The sequence below is a fragment of the Paraburkholderia franconis genome, from assembly GCF_009362735.1.
Classification (GTDB): Bacteria; Pseudomonadota; Gammaproteobacteria; order Burkholderiales; family Burkholderiaceae; genus Paraburkholderia; species Paraburkholderia franconis.
Map to the genome: position 1 here is coordinate 1 of NZ_WHNP01000073.1, position 13,100 is coordinate 13,100.

Genomic DNA, 13,100 nt, shown 5'->3' on the forward strand with positions numbered 1-13,100 from the left:
GAGAAACGGTCAAGGTGGCCTTCGCGGATCAAGGATACACAGGGGAAGACGCTGCGCAGGCCGCCAGCAATGAAGGCATTGATCTGCAGGTCATCAAACTGCAGGAAGCAAAGAAAGGTTTCGTGCTGCTGCCCCGGCGATGGGTGGTCGAGCGCAGCTTTGGCTGGCTCAACCGCTTTCGCCGCCTCGCGCGGGACTATGAGCGATTACCTGAAACGCTTGCCGGGCTTCATTTCGTGGTCTTCGCCATGCTTATGCTCGTGCATGCAGTGCCAGTACTTCAAAGTTCATAACACGGTCTAGGCGGCCGTCACTTGCAGTCCGCGCTGTACCGCTGGCCGCGAGAGACCACGGTCGAGCCAGCACTCGACATGCTTGAACCGGTCGAATCCGACGAGTTCCCGTGCCTCATAGAAGCCGATCAGGTTGCGCACCCAGCCGAGCAGCGAGATGTCTGCAATGCTATATCCGTAGTCCATTACCCATTGGCGAGTCGCCAGCCGTTCATCAAGAACGCCGAGCAGACGCGCTGACTCGGTTGCGTAGCGGTCGCGCGGGCGCTTGTCCTCGTACGCCTTACCGGCGAATTTGTTGAAGAAGCCGACCTGGCCGAACATCGGCCCCACACCACTCATCTGCCACATCAGCCACTGGATCGTTTCGTAGCGCGTGTTTGGATCGGTCGAGAGGAACTGTCCGGTCTTGTCGGCGAGATAGATGAGGATTGCTCCCGATTCGAACAATGCGAGTGGGCGGCCGCTCGGCCCGTTCGGGTCGAAGATCGCTGGAATCTTTCCATTAGGGTTGAGCGCGAGGAAGGCTGAATCCTGGTTCTCGCTTGCGATAATGTCGATGCGGTGCGGCTCATAAGGGAGACCTGTCTCCTCCAGCATGATCCCGACCTTCACGCCGTTGGGTGTCGGCAGGGAAAAGAGCTGGAGCCTATCTGGGTACTTCGCCGGCCAGCGCGTAAAAATTGAATGATTGAGTGTCACTTTTTTTCTCCTTTTTTCTCCTTGACTCGGCCGTCTGCACGAAAGGCCCAAGCACCTCCCAAGGCTCTTTCCGCTGGGTGCCCGGGCTTCGCCGTTATGCGCGGATCACGCGCAACCTCCAGGGGCTGCGCGAGACGGCTCATGCAACAGAATAAGGTTCAGATCGAGCCGGCCGGTGTAACGGCGGGAAAGTCTTTCTCGGGGTCGAACACGTTGTTGAAGAAGTTGGTCAGGGAATACATGGCGACCAGCGCGACGATCTCCATGACGTTGGCATCCGTGTACCCGGCATCACGGACGGCTTTCAGATCGGCGTCAGTGACCTGGCCGCGTGTCTCGATGACTTTGCGCGCGAACTGGACGGCGGCGTCCCGCTTCGGATCGCTCGCATGGCCTTTCCGGGCGAGAACGATTTCTTCCGGCTGCAACTGGGCCATATGCTTGGCCGTAAAGCTGTGAACCGACAGACAGTAGTTGCAACCATTGACCTCGGAGACAGCCAGACCGATGCTGTCACGCGTCTTCACGTCGAGGGCCTTGCTCAAGGAACCGAGCAGCGTCGCCCAGGCGTTAAACGCGATCGGGCTTTGCGCGAAGGAAGCCATCATGGTCGGAGTGAACCCGATGTTTTTTGTGAAAGCATCGAGAGTCGGTTTCGAATCGGCCGGCACCTGTTCCGGCGATAGTGCAATAGTTCTCGGCATATCAGTAGTCCTTAAATAACGAATTTCACTAATTGATGGAAGTCCCTGTAGGAACTGTCCGTCGCTTACTTCGTGCCCTAGGCAGGGTCGAAGCTAGTTGGGCCTTCAAGTGGGAAGCGGCCTGTGCTCGCCTCTCACCTCGCGGCCGCTTACTCGGTCGCCGCAGTCACTGCTGAGACGACTCACTCATACCAGGTCTAAAACATCGGCCACGGGACGGCGCGGCTTCTGCTCCCAGTTTCCGGGACGCTCTGCACCGACGGTCAACAACATGACGGGCACTTCATCGTCGGCGAGACCAAACTCGCGATGCACGGCTTCGGCATCGAAACCAATCATTGGCGTAGAACCCAGTCCAAGTGAGCGGGCCGCATAGATCATCGCCGCCGCGCCAAAGGTGCCACTGCGCACTGCCTCGTCTCGCTGCCGTTGCGGGTGCTCCTCGTACAAACCGCGCGCCGGGATTTCCCATTCCGGCACCATCTCTGCCGGCATGACGCCGGCTTCCACCAGAGGAGCCAGGCGATCGGGTATCACGCTGGAATCGGCCAGCTGGCCGCAGACGATGAAGGTAACGGCAGCATCGGTGATCGCGGGCTGATTCCAGGCGATCGGACTGAGTCTGGCCTTGGCCTCAGGCGTGCGAACGGCGATGAAGCGCCAGTTCTGCAAGTGAAAGGATGTGGGCGCCGAGGTGCCGATACGCACCAGTTCGCGAATCTGGTCGTCGCTCAAGGTGGCGGCGGGATCATAGTACTTGGCGGCGCTACGGCTCAGAATACATTCGATGACGGCATTGGTCTTGATGGTTGCGTTGGTCATGCTCATTCCTATGGTTTAAGCGACAGGTTCGGCTACAAGGTGTTTTCGCTCTATGCAGAGCCGTTTGTCATTCAAAGTGCTATACGCGTTCGGCTTTACTGAGTCGGCCCATTGAGGCTGAACGAATGTAACCCGGGGACGCGCTGAACGTTTTCGTGACTCGGGCGCCGGCAACGTTGTCGACCCCTACATAGCTATCAGCGGTCGCTACGGTGGCGGACTCGATGACCGGAACAGGGAAAGGGCTCATCGTGCGACGCTTTCATCAAGTGGTTAGGAGCCTCTACTGTAAGCTCGCCTGATACCAATTTCGAGACCGTATTTACTCAATTAAATGCCAGAAAGGATCAAATCAACGAAGCAATCCATTCGTCGGTGCGGCTCGGTACGATGCAGTCGTCTGATTCGAATGCTCGTAGATCAAACGCGAAGCGCATTACCCTCCGTCGCGCGCCTGACTGCGCCATTGCCCTGGTGTCATGCCCATCTTGTCGGTGAACGCGCGCCGAAATGCCGCAACAGATCGGTAGCCGACTGAGTCAGCCACAGCTTCGGTGGTCATCGTCGGCTTCTTCAGGTCATTGGCGGCCCGGCTCATGCGGATGTCGGTCAGCAGTTCGATGGCGGATCGTCCCAGCTTGTTTTGAAACTGCCGCATGAAGGTGGCGCGTGACATGCCGCACAACTCGGCCAGATCAGGCAGGTTCCATGGCCGCGCTGGATCGGTGAACATGGCGGAAATGGCGGGCGCCAGTCGTGGATGACCAGCAAGCGCGAGCAGGCCTGCGGGGGCCTGCTCCGATTCACTCGCCGCGCGCAGCGTGAGTGTGAACAGCGCTGAAGAAAGGGCGTTGAGGATGGCGAGCCCGCCCGGTTTATCGCTGGCGGACTCCTCGCGCATCAGTGCTACGAGACTGGCCAGGTGGTTCGACGCAGATGCGGGCCCCTGTTCAGCCTGGCCGGCCGCCGCCCGTACCACCAGATTTGTCGGGAGGTAATCGCGAATCAGCCGGTCATGAGGCGGTCCGATGAAAAATCGGCCGCATAACATGTCCAGATGTTCGCCATCGCCATCGTTCTGGCTGAGCGTCCATCCAGCAGAACGTTGGCGATTATAGGTAGGACCGGGTGCATGCCCGCTGCCATCGTGAAGCACGTGCGCTGACCCGCGAGTCAACAGCACGATGTCTCCGCCCACCAGTTCCATGGTGGTTCCTGCCTCGGGATCCTCGATAATGGCCCGGCCCTTTAGCACGACGTGGTACGGAATTTCGTGAACGGCCGACTTGGCCCAGGCCACCTGCCAGGGCGCGCCGTAGGCGCAGCGTACTTCCAGCCGGCCGGCGATGGTGATCATTTGCAGAAGATGGCTCAGCCAGTCGACTTGAGACATATGACCTCGGAAATTGAAACGCTCTAACATCCTTCCAGCGGGCTTTGGGCAGCCAGCGACAATCTCGTTCTTCGAGTTAGCGCCGGCGGCGAACGCATCGCAGGATTTTTGTCTCGCCTTGAACCTGGCAAACCGCGCGCCCAGATAGAAGAGGCGCACTTAAAACGATGGCATCGCAAGTTTTGACCGGTTGCTTGGGCACACCAGGATCGTGAAGCCCCGCAACAAGCGTCTCGTCGTCCGTGGTCAGCGTCCAAGGCCGGTCAATCCGGTCGGACTGTCGTCTTGATCTGACGGCGAGATTCGGGCGCGGTCGTAGGCTCTATCGGTTGTCCTGCCGGCAGCAATGAAGAGTGCACGATGATTTTCGTCGGACGATCATACTTCGCTGCTTTGCAAGGGATCTACTTGCTTTGTTTTTTTAACGGCAGACGTCGTAGGTTCACGAAATCTGCTTCATCGCACGCCGGATTGCTTCGCTGTGCATCCTCTGACACAAATCCTTGCGAAAAGAAGCGCTGCTGTCCGTCTTCGTCAAGCTGACTAAGCACTTCACTTGTCCTCTCGTTAATCAGCATCTCAATTGTGCCGGTAATCGTACGATCGAAATGAAATGCCAGACGTTCCAGACTGCGCTTCGTGGCAATAGATACTAGGCAACTGATACGTTCATGTTTTCCTCCGACGCCAAGCCGCCTCTGCCGATACTGTCTTTGTCGTTCTGAATTTGAAAGTGCCATGGATGATTTCCCGGTTTTTGCCAATAATCGTTTGGCGACCCACTGTCGATATCGCCGTCCGTGGAATCCGTTCGACTGCCTGCTGCAGATCGAGAGTGCATTTCCGGAATGCGTTAGTCGGTGCAATCGGCACATGTCGATTCCTCCATCGACCAAGCATATTCATTTACATCAAGACGAAGCTCGATCAAAGACAGGTCAACTCAGCCTTGTTGCTGATCCGCAATCTCTTGGCCAACGATCGTGCAAAAGAACTTTCCGACGAACCTGCTGTTCCCAGGTTCAATTAAAGTTTGAATACTTCAACAGCGCAACGAAATCAAAGTCTCTGTCTGCGATACGCGCGTATAGATTTGTTAGTGGTGGAGATAATTGATGCTCGTACTTTGGGTGTACCGTGTCCCGTCTGACCGCGTTGTAGGGTTGCGCCCGGCCGATCCTCTCTGAAAATGTAACAACCGTCACGATCATGCGGTCTTGGAGCGTGATGGAGAAACACCGTCGATTGGCAGCGTTTCTCGGCCTTTCCGCTCGATACTCGATAGCGACGGCGTCAGCCTTTCGCTGACAACACCGAGTCAGGCGTGCGACGAAAGCTGATGGCCAGGCGGTTATAGGCGTTCATCAAGCTAATGGCCATCGTGAGGTCAGCGAGCTCTTTCTCGCTGAACACTGCGGCGACAGAAGTGAAGTCATCGTCCGGCACATGGGTATCGGCTACAAGGGTCACTGACTCCGCCCATGCCAGCGCAGCTCTTTCACGGTCAGTGAACATCGGTTTCGCCTCACGCCAGGCTTGCACGAGGGCGAGCTTCGCAGGCGTCACATTCTTTTTGATCAGGTCGCGGGTATGTATGTCCAGGCAGTAGGCACAGCCATTGATCTGACTCACACGCAGGTAGACTAGGTCGATAAGCGCGTTCTCAAGACCAGACTCCAAAATGTAGGCATAAACGCTGCCAAACGCCTTAACACCATTGGGCGATGTTTTGATGTAGTCCAGTCTCATTTCACTGTCCTACTTGACGTTGGTCGTCAGTTGCTTATCATCCGAATCGACAACAAAGACCGCAAGTAACTTCGCTGGCTTTGTCTTGCTCGCATTGCGGCTCACCGCGTGTAGTGAACCGGGCTCCTCGAAGAAACTCTCGCCCGCCTTGTAGACGTGCTCGGGCTCGTCGTTCACCTTGCTGACCACGCTGCCCGAAACGACGTATGCGTAAATGAATGCCGATTTGGCATGCGTGTGAGGATGTGAGCCGCCGCCGGGGGGGTAGACGACTTCCACGGCCGTGAGGGATTTGCCGGGAATATTCGGTATCGCCCTTGAGAAAGTCGGCTTGACCGTTTCGCTGACATCGTGAGCGGCGGCGGCCCCGGTGAAGACCAAACTCATGGCGGCGACAAGAGATGGAAGAATCCTATGAAGTTTCATGATCAGCTCCTTGAACGCTAGAATCATGAACTGTTACAAGTTCACAGAAAAGAACCAAGAACGTAAATTTTTAATGGACCATGGGCCATGACTATTCTGAATCTGACGCTTGACCGTGCGTCCAAAACCTCGCTGTCAGAGCAGATTCGGCTGGGCATCATTGGTGCGATCGAAAATGGAATACTCGTTCCTGGTGCCAGGCTGCCGTCGTGGGTGGACCTGGCTACGCAGCTGGGAGTGGCACGCGGCACGGTACGGACGGCGTATGAGCGGCTAACCGATGCGCAGTTGGTCGTTTCCTCTCGCGCAGGAGGAACCCGAGTCTCTGACCATACGGGCGTGACGCGTCCTTCTACGAAAACCGTGCACTCCATCGAGACGAATCAACGATCCGCGTTATACCAACACTTTTTGCCTGGATCTGCGATCTTTCAAAATGGGGTGCCGGCGTCGGACTGTTTCCCTCGTATCCTGTTCGCTCGGCTCAGAGCTCGTGCGGCACGTGACGAGGTCGAAGCACTCGCCTCTTATCCGGACCCTCGGGGCGAACATGAACTGCGACGAGAGATTGCGGCCCATCTGGCCTTGTCGCGCGGCATCGAATGCCTGCCCTCGCAAATCTTCATTTCGGGGGGATTTACAGGGGCACTCGGCGTTGCACTTCAAGTGATACAAGCGGAAGGTCAAAAGGCTTGGGTCGAGAACCCGGGATTTCTCCCCAGCCGCATGGCATTGGAGCTTTCGCGGCTGAAGACGGTTCCCGTTCCAGTAGACGAAGAAGGGCTCGATGTCGGCTACGGAGAGTTGCACGCACCAGACGCTGCGATTGCCTTGGTAACGCCTGGGCAACAGGCGCCTTTAGGCCTGACATTGTCGCTTGCCAGACGCGTTCGACTTCTGGAATGGGCAAGACGCGCCGATGCCTGGATCATTGAAGACGATTACCTGGGTGAACTTCAGCTGAGACGGCGCGCAGCGCCCGCACTCGCCTCGTTGGATCGAGCTGGCCGGGTGATTCATATCGGGTCTTTCAGTAAGACGATCAGCCCGACCCTGCGGCTCGGGTTCGTCGTTGCGCCAGTTCCCCTCGTGCCTCGGTTCGAAGAAGTCGTGGCCTGTCTCGCCACGGCTCCTGGTCCGGCGGTGCAATTGGCGACCGCCGAATTCATGCGGGATGGGCATTATATGCGGCATTTGCGTCGAATGAAGCGGATCTATGCCAGCCGGAGCGACGCGGTTCTGGCCGCTCTGGAAACCAGGGGGTTCGAGGTTTATCCATCCGGACTTGCAGTGGTGCTCAGGCTTGCCGACGGCGTGGACGATAAGAGGATCGTCCAGGAGGCATATGCCTACGGGCTTGCGCCGGGACCTTTGTCGCGGTGGTATTGCTCCGAGGCCACACAGCGATCAGGACTGCTCCTCGGCGTAGCGACCACGATTGAACGGCAACTTCCGAATGCGTGTGATCGTTTGCACCAGCTGATCCGGAAGTTCACGTAGGCGCGCCCCTTGCCGGGAACCTTACTTTCGCGATAATCCTCGGGGCATAGGCGCCATCGCCTGGTTTTGCAAGCGCAACGCCCGGAATAGCGAGTGAACGAATGCCTATGCAAAGAGTGAGAACGAAGCGCCAGATTCGTGGCCGAACAACGAACCAGCAGAATGATGTACTAGACTTTTGAACTAGAAATGGCACCGGCTCACTGCGCCCGGTGAATGCCTAATGACCGGCGCTCAGACCGCCATCGACGTGCAGGATTTCTCCTGTGATAAATGGCGCTGAATCAAGAAAGAGAATTGCGTTGGCTATATCGCTCATCTCGCCCACGCGACCCAGTGGATGAAAGGTCCGCAGTGCCTCATGGCTTTCAGGTGCATGCATCGGCGACTTGATGAGTCCGGGCGCGACGGCATTCACGCGAATCCCTTTCCTTGCGTACTCGATCGCCAGCGACTTCGTAGCCGCGTTCAGTCCTCCTTTGGTCAAGGCCGCGAGAACCGAATAAACACCGCTCCGCGGAGCGTCAATGACGCTTGCCGTAACGCTAACCACATGGCCGCTCGAATGTCTTTCCATTTCCGCGATGGCGCGTTGAGTGATGTGATAGAAGCCTGACAGATTCACGTTCAACACTGCTGCGTAATCTTCCACGGTATGTTCGGTGAAAGGTTTGCCGATGTATATGCCGGCATTGTTCACCAGCGTGTCTATCCGGCCAAATCGCGCGATGGCTTCGGAAATCACGCGATGCGCGGTTGCCGGGTCACCAATATCACCGGCGATGGTCACAATATTCGCGTCGTCTGACGGCTTGATTGAACGCGCAGTCGCGACAATCCGATAGTCGAGGCGTCGAAACATCTTGACGACTTCGCGGCCTATGCCTTGCGAGGCGCCGGTTACAACGACAACTTTTTGTGATGTGTTGCTCATCGTGTCCTCAGTAATTTTCTCGCGGAGCTGCAACACCTGCCGGGTCAGCAGCTCCGCCCACGCCGGACGTAGACGCGTCAATTTGGGTTTTGCGCATGCCCCCACCTTGCCTTGTTTGCTAATGGCAGCCCACTGGTGACGGCTCATCCGCCCGATAGACGCTTTGGCGTTACGCTCGCATCAGTTGACACCTTCGGGGAATCCTCTGAATCACCGTTGCGAGCTCCGAGGGTTCAAATCGAGCCAGCCGGCGTAACGGCAGGAAAGTCTTTCTCCGGGTCGAACACATTGTTGAAGAAGTTGGTCAGGGAATACATGGCGACCAGCGCGACGATCTCCATGACGTTGGCATCCGTGTACCCGGCATCACGGACGGCTTTCAGATCGGCGTCAGTGACCTGGCCGCGCGATTTCTTCCGGCTGCAACTGGGCCATATGCTTGGCCGTAAAGCTGTGAACCGACAGACAGTAGTTGCAACCATTGACCTCGGAGACAGCCAGACCGATGCTGTCACGCGTCTTCACGTCGAGGGCCTTGCTCAAGGAACCGAGCAGCGTCGCCCAGGCGTTAAACGCGATCGGGCTTTGCGCGAAGGAAGCGATCATGGTCGGAGTGAACCCGATGTTTTTGGGAAAGCATCGAGAGTCGGTTTCGAATCCGCCGGCACCTGTTCCGGCGATAGTGCAATAGTTCTCGGCATCTTGGTATTCCCTTTGCGACTTGTTTAACTTATACGAGGTTCAACACATCGGCCACGGGACGGCGCGGCTTCTGCGCCCAGTTTCCGGGACGCTCTGCACCGACGGCCAACAGCATGACGGGCAGCTCATCGTCGGCGAGACCAAACTCGCGATGCACGGCTTCGGCATCGAAACCAATCATTGGCGTAGAACCCAGTCCAAGTGAGCGGGCCGCATAGATCATCGCCGCCGCGCCAAAGGTGCCACTGCGCACTGCCTCGTCTCGCTGCCGTTGCGGGTGCTCCTCGTACAAACCGCGCGCCGGGATTTCCCATTCCGGCACCATCTCTGCCGGCATGACGCCGGCTTCCACCAGAGGAGCCAGACGATCGGGTATCACGCTGGAATCGGCCAGCTGGCCGCAGACGATGAAGGTAACGGCAGCATCGGTGATCGCGGGCTGATTCCAGGCGATCGGACTGAGTCTGGCCTTGGCCTCAGGCGTGCGAACGGCGATGAAGCGCCAGTTCTGCAAGTGAAAGGATGTGGGCGCCGAGGTGCCGATACGCACCAGTTCGCGAATCTGGTCGTCGCTCAAGGTGGCGGCGGGATCATAGTACTTGGCGGCGCTACGGCTCAGGATACATTCGATGACGGCGTTGGTCATGCTGGTTCCATTGGTCATGAGTTGAGGGACAACAGTACTTTCGCAGTATGGGTACCTGAATTGATTTCGACGTGGTGTTTGCTCCTGTGCTTCTTGTGATTGCTGCATAAATGAGCCTGTTACGACCGGTCTCGCTTACTTCAGCGAACGGGCATCGACATGCGAAGCATATCGACGCAATAGGATGGCGCGCCCCATGAAGCTTCGAGTTACGTCGCGGTCGTCCCATGCAGCGCGTCACCTTTCATTGCAGTGTCGTACCGGACTGATTCGCGGCGTCGCGCTGGAGTTGCTCAAGGACACACATCGCATCATCGGCTGCCTCCAGCGGCACGAAAATGTGGTCGTGATAGGTCGCAGCGACTACATTGCAGCTGATCCCGACAGCGCCTAGTGCACCTGAGAACAGAGCCGTGAGCCCGGCGGAAGTCAGGTCCGAGCGAAGCAACAAGGTTATCCATGCCGCACGAAACGAAATCTGCAAATTGAATCGCTCGGCTACCCCGAGCTCTACAAAAACAGTTAGTCCTTCTTGTTCCCGAAAGGTCCCAATAATCGCGCTGCCAGGAATGCCTTCTGGAGCTCTTTCGCCTAAAGCAAGACTTACAAACGCGACGCGCTCCTGATTGAGGACTGGAGACATAGAGGCGATGAGTGTCCTCAGATTCGTAGTGCTCTCGTGCATGTTGTGATATCCCATAAAGACCAAATCGCACGATGAGTAGCGGTCTGGCTGATAGCCGTGAAGCGTCGGCTAAACATATGGCCATTAAGTGGGATCGCCACTAAATGACTGAAGAGGCGTACTGGCGTACTTCTGGTCGATCGGATACCGACGGTTGCTCGGAAAATGCGTTGTCAGGAAACCTGGCTTACCGAAATCTGGAATCTGTCGACGTTGTTCTACGTAGTGGCATATCCGATAAGTGTACATAGAGCATACGTATTGTTGGTTCATACCTGAGGATATGAACCCGATACCTTGACGGCCTTGTTGGAATCTACCGCATGCACGAAACTGTAGCGATCCGGGAACATGACTGCGGCCGCTTCACCGAACGCAAGAATGACCGGATCAACTGTTAGTCGATGCGTCCAGGCGGTTGCGCGGGCACCGCATCGCGAGTCACAGTGGCGGGCTATTCGGATGTGGGTCTGGCATAAGTTCCATTAGCTCACCGTTGTGGCGCGGTCTAAGCGGCGAAGTTCCGATCAACCAGATGCGCTATGAATGCAGACGAAGAATTCACGTTCGACCCGGAAAAGGCTTCGACAAAAAACACGAATGGACAGGCGCCTGGAATGGGGGGCGAGTTATCTGATATCCCGTCGGAGCTTCCTATCCCGGAGCGCGGTGTTTCCGCAAATTATGGTCGCTACATTTCCAATGCACCGTCGAATCATGCCCCGGTGATATCACAGAATGCGCCTGAGAGACGGTCTGCTAATTATGGCTATTACCTGAACCGCAGTCGCGCACCCGGCGAAGGACAGGGAGCGAGGGGGATGGCACTCGAGCAACGGCGCCCCCAGATGTTTCCCCGACTCAGCAATGCGGACGTCGAGCGGATACGTAGGTTTGGAACGGTGGAGTCCTGGAAGGGCGGCGAGACAATGTTCCGCGCTGGCGAGCCGGGACACGGAATACGAATTATCTTACGTGGCGATGTCTTGCTTACCCGGCGAGATGGCTTGGGTCGATCACAATTTTTCGCGGAGCTAGGGGAAGGACAGTTTCTTGGGGAGACAGCGCAGCTGACGGGAAAGCCACATCTGGTGGACGGATATGCGATCAAGGATGTCTGTGCGATTCTGATCCCACCCTCGCAAGTGCGGGCGCTTCTGATAGAGGAAGCACAGCTTGGCGAAATCATCATGCGCGCACTCATACTGCGCCGCGCGGAGCTGGTCCAGGAAGGCAGCGGCCCGGTACTCATCGGGCCGGCGACAGACACCAAGACCTTGGCGCTCGAGGGATTCTTCCGACGGGTAAATCATCCCTACCGGGTGGTCGACACGGAGAGTGATGCGGAAACCGTCAGCGTCCTTTCAAAGCTTCCGGACTGGCGGGAATCAACGCCAATTGTGGTGCTGGCCGATGGAACCATACTACGTTGCCCTGATGAGGCGACTCTAGCCGAAAGGCTTGGGCTTTTGCCAGAATTGGCTCCGACGAAAATTTACGATGTTGCGATAGTCGGGGCGGGGCCGGCCGGATTGGCTGCCGCAGTATATGCGGCATCGGAGGGCCTGTCTGTCATTGTATTCGACTCACATGGCGCCGGCGGACAGGCCGCGGCCAGCGCGCGTATCGAAAACTATCTGGGCTTTCCTGCTGGAATTTCGGGTCAAGCACTGGCCTATCGGGCATTTATGCAGGCAGTAAAGTTTGGTGCGGAAATGGCGATTCCGTCAGAAATCATGAAGCTGGACTGCGCGGCGTCGCCGTTCGCGGTGCATCTCACCGACGGCCGTCTAGTCCGTGCGCACTCAGTCGTGATAGCCAGCGGGGCGTCTTATCGGCGACCAGATATCCATGGTCTGGATTTGGCCGCTGCGAAAGGCGTCTATTATTGGGCGTCATCGGTCGAGGCGAAGCTTTGTCAAGGTGCAGAGGTTGTACTTGTAGGAGGGGGAAACTCAGCCGGGCAGGCAATCGTGTACCTCTCGAACTATGCAAGTCATGTCCACGTACTCGTGAGGCGGAAAGGGCTTGAAGAAAGTATGTCTCGATATCTGATCGATCGTGTAATGGCGCTTCGCAATGTGACGATACACACACGCACGACGATCGAATCAGCGTCCACCGATGAAGACGGACTCTGCGGTCTGGCGGTGAAGGCGGACGGACGTCACGCATCGATTGAGACGAGACACCTCTTTCTGTTCACTGGTGCCGATCCAAATACCGATTGGCTTCGCGAATGCGAAGTGGAAGTTGACGATAGGGGATTCGTTTTAACAAGGGCTGCAGTATCCTCCGATCCTACTGGTTGCCTCACATTCCAGACCAATGTGCCCGGCATTTTCGCTATAGGTGACGTGCGCTCTTCGTCTATCAAGCGAGTCTCGGCTGCGGTCGGAGAAGGTGCGGCCGTTGTATCGGAAATTCATTCGATGCTGACGCGAGCGAGCGTGCGTTGAACATATCGCGTCAGGCTATCTTATGGTTGGGGTTGAAAATCCTGATGAGCTGTAAGTGCACGGCATGACAATACACAGATTGGCG

13 protein-coding genes and 1 pseudogene are annotated in these 13,100 nt (G+C 57.0%); 3 read left to right on the top strand and 11 right to left on the bottom strand.

The features are described 5' to 3' along the window. Positions 1-293: transposase (locus tag GCT13_RS38935; protein ID WP_152767251.1), on the top strand; the 293-nt coding region annotated here is incomplete at its 5' end. Between the two features lie 6 nt (positions 294-299). On the opposite strand, the gene GCT13_RS38940 is transcribed toward GCT13_RS38935, so the two are convergent. The 7 genes from GCT13_RS38940 to GCT13_RS38970 all read right to left on the bottom strand — a co-directional run bounded on the left by GCT13_RS38940 (position 300) and on the right by GCT13_RS38970 (position 6,089). After that, positions 300-995 carry a glutathione S-transferase N-terminal domain-containing protein gene (locus tag GCT13_RS38940; protein ID WP_321574905.1) on the bottom strand — a complete coding sequence of 232 codons (696 nt, stop codon included), beginning with the start codon at positions 993-995 and terminating at the stop codon, positions 300-302. Positions 996-1,153: 158 nt separating this feature from the next. After that, positions 1,154-1,699 (bottom strand): carboxymuconolactone decarboxylase family protein, encoded by a 546-nt coding sequence (locus GCT13_RS38945; RefSeq protein ID WP_152767253.1) that lies wholly within the window; start codon positions 1,697-1,699, stop codon positions 1,154-1,156. Between the two features lie 186 nt (positions 1,700-1,885). Then, positions 1,886-2,521 (bottom strand): nitroreductase family protein, encoded by a 636-nt coding sequence (locus tag GCT13_RS38950; protein ID WP_152767254.1) that lies wholly within the window; start codon positions 2,519-2,521, stop codon positions 1,886-1,888. A 436-nt stretch (positions 2,522-2,957) separates the two neighbouring features. Next, positions 2,958-3,914 carry an AraC family transcriptional regulator gene (locus GCT13_RS38955; RefSeq protein ID WP_152767255.1) on the bottom strand — a complete coding sequence of 319 codons (957 nt, stop codon included), beginning with the start codon at positions 3,912-3,914 and terminating at the stop codon, positions 2,958-2,960. A 404-nt stretch (positions 3,915-4,318) separates the two neighbouring features. Continuing rightward, positions 4,319-4,654 carry a hypothetical protein gene (locus GCT13_RS38960; RefSeq protein ID WP_152767256.1) on the bottom strand — a complete coding sequence of 112 codons (336 nt, stop codon included), beginning with the start codon at positions 4,652-4,654 and terminating at the stop codon, positions 4,319-4,321. A gap of 553 nt (positions 4,655-5,207) precedes the next feature. Beyond that, entirely contained in the window at positions 5,208-5,663 is a 456-nt protein-coding gene (locus GCT13_RS38965) for a carboxymuconolactone decarboxylase family protein (RefSeq protein WP_152767257.1), read from the bottom strand. 9 nt (positions 5,664-5,672) lie between these two features. Beyond that, positions 5,673-6,089, bottom strand: coding sequence for a cupin domain-containing protein (locus tag GCT13_RS38970; protein WP_152767258.1), 417 nt, complete (start codon positions 6,087-6,089; stop codon positions 5,673-5,675). 87 nt (positions 6,090-6,176) lie between these two features. Here GCT13_RS38970 and pdxR point away from each other — a divergent pair, with 87 nt between their 5' ends. Then, positions 6,177-7,589 (top strand): MocR-like pyridoxine biosynthesis transcription factor PdxR, encoded by a 1,413-nt coding sequence (gene pdxR / locus GCT13_RS38975; protein WP_152767259.1) that lies wholly within the window; start codon positions 6,177-6,179, stop codon positions 7,587-7,589. Positions 7,590-7,809: 220 nt separating this feature from the next. Here pdxR and GCT13_RS38980 read toward each other — a convergent pair whose 3' ends face one another. The 4 genes and pseudogenes from GCT13_RS38980 to GCT13_RS38995 form a co-directional block, all read right to left on the bottom strand. After that, the gene (locus tag GCT13_RS38980) at positions 7,810-8,523 is read right to left on the bottom strand and encodes an SDR family NAD(P)-dependent oxidoreductase (RefSeq protein ID WP_152767276.1); all 714 of its coding nucleotides are present in this window, start codon (positions 8,521-8,523) and stop codon (positions 7,810-7,812) included. 233 nt (positions 8,524-8,756) lie between these two features. After that, positions 8,757-9,224, bottom strand: a pseudogene (locus GCT13_RS38985) (carboxymuconolactone decarboxylase family protein). Positions 9,225-9,253: 29 nt separating this feature from the next. Further along, on the bottom strand, positions 9,254-9,889 hold the full coding sequence (locus GCT13_RS38990) for a nitroreductase family protein (protein WP_152767260.1): 636 nt from the start codon (positions 9,887-9,889) through the stop codon (positions 9,254-9,256). A 226-nt stretch (positions 9,890-10,115) separates the two neighbouring features. After that, the gene (locus tag GCT13_RS38995) at positions 10,116-10,556 is read right to left on the bottom strand and encodes an ACT domain-containing protein (RefSeq protein ID WP_152767261.1); all 441 of its coding nucleotides are present in this window, start codon (positions 10,554-10,556) and stop codon (positions 10,116-10,118) included. A 542-nt stretch (positions 10,557-11,098) separates the two neighbouring features. Between GCT13_RS38995 and GCT13_RS39000 the strand changes: the two genes are divergently transcribed. Further along, positions 11,099-13,015: an FAD-dependent oxidoreductase gene (locus GCT13_RS39000; protein WP_227747238.1), complete on the top strand. Its 1,917-nt coding sequence runs from the start codon at positions 11,099-11,101 to the stop codon at positions 13,013-13,015. Positions 13,016-13,100: the final 85 nt, after the last annotated feature.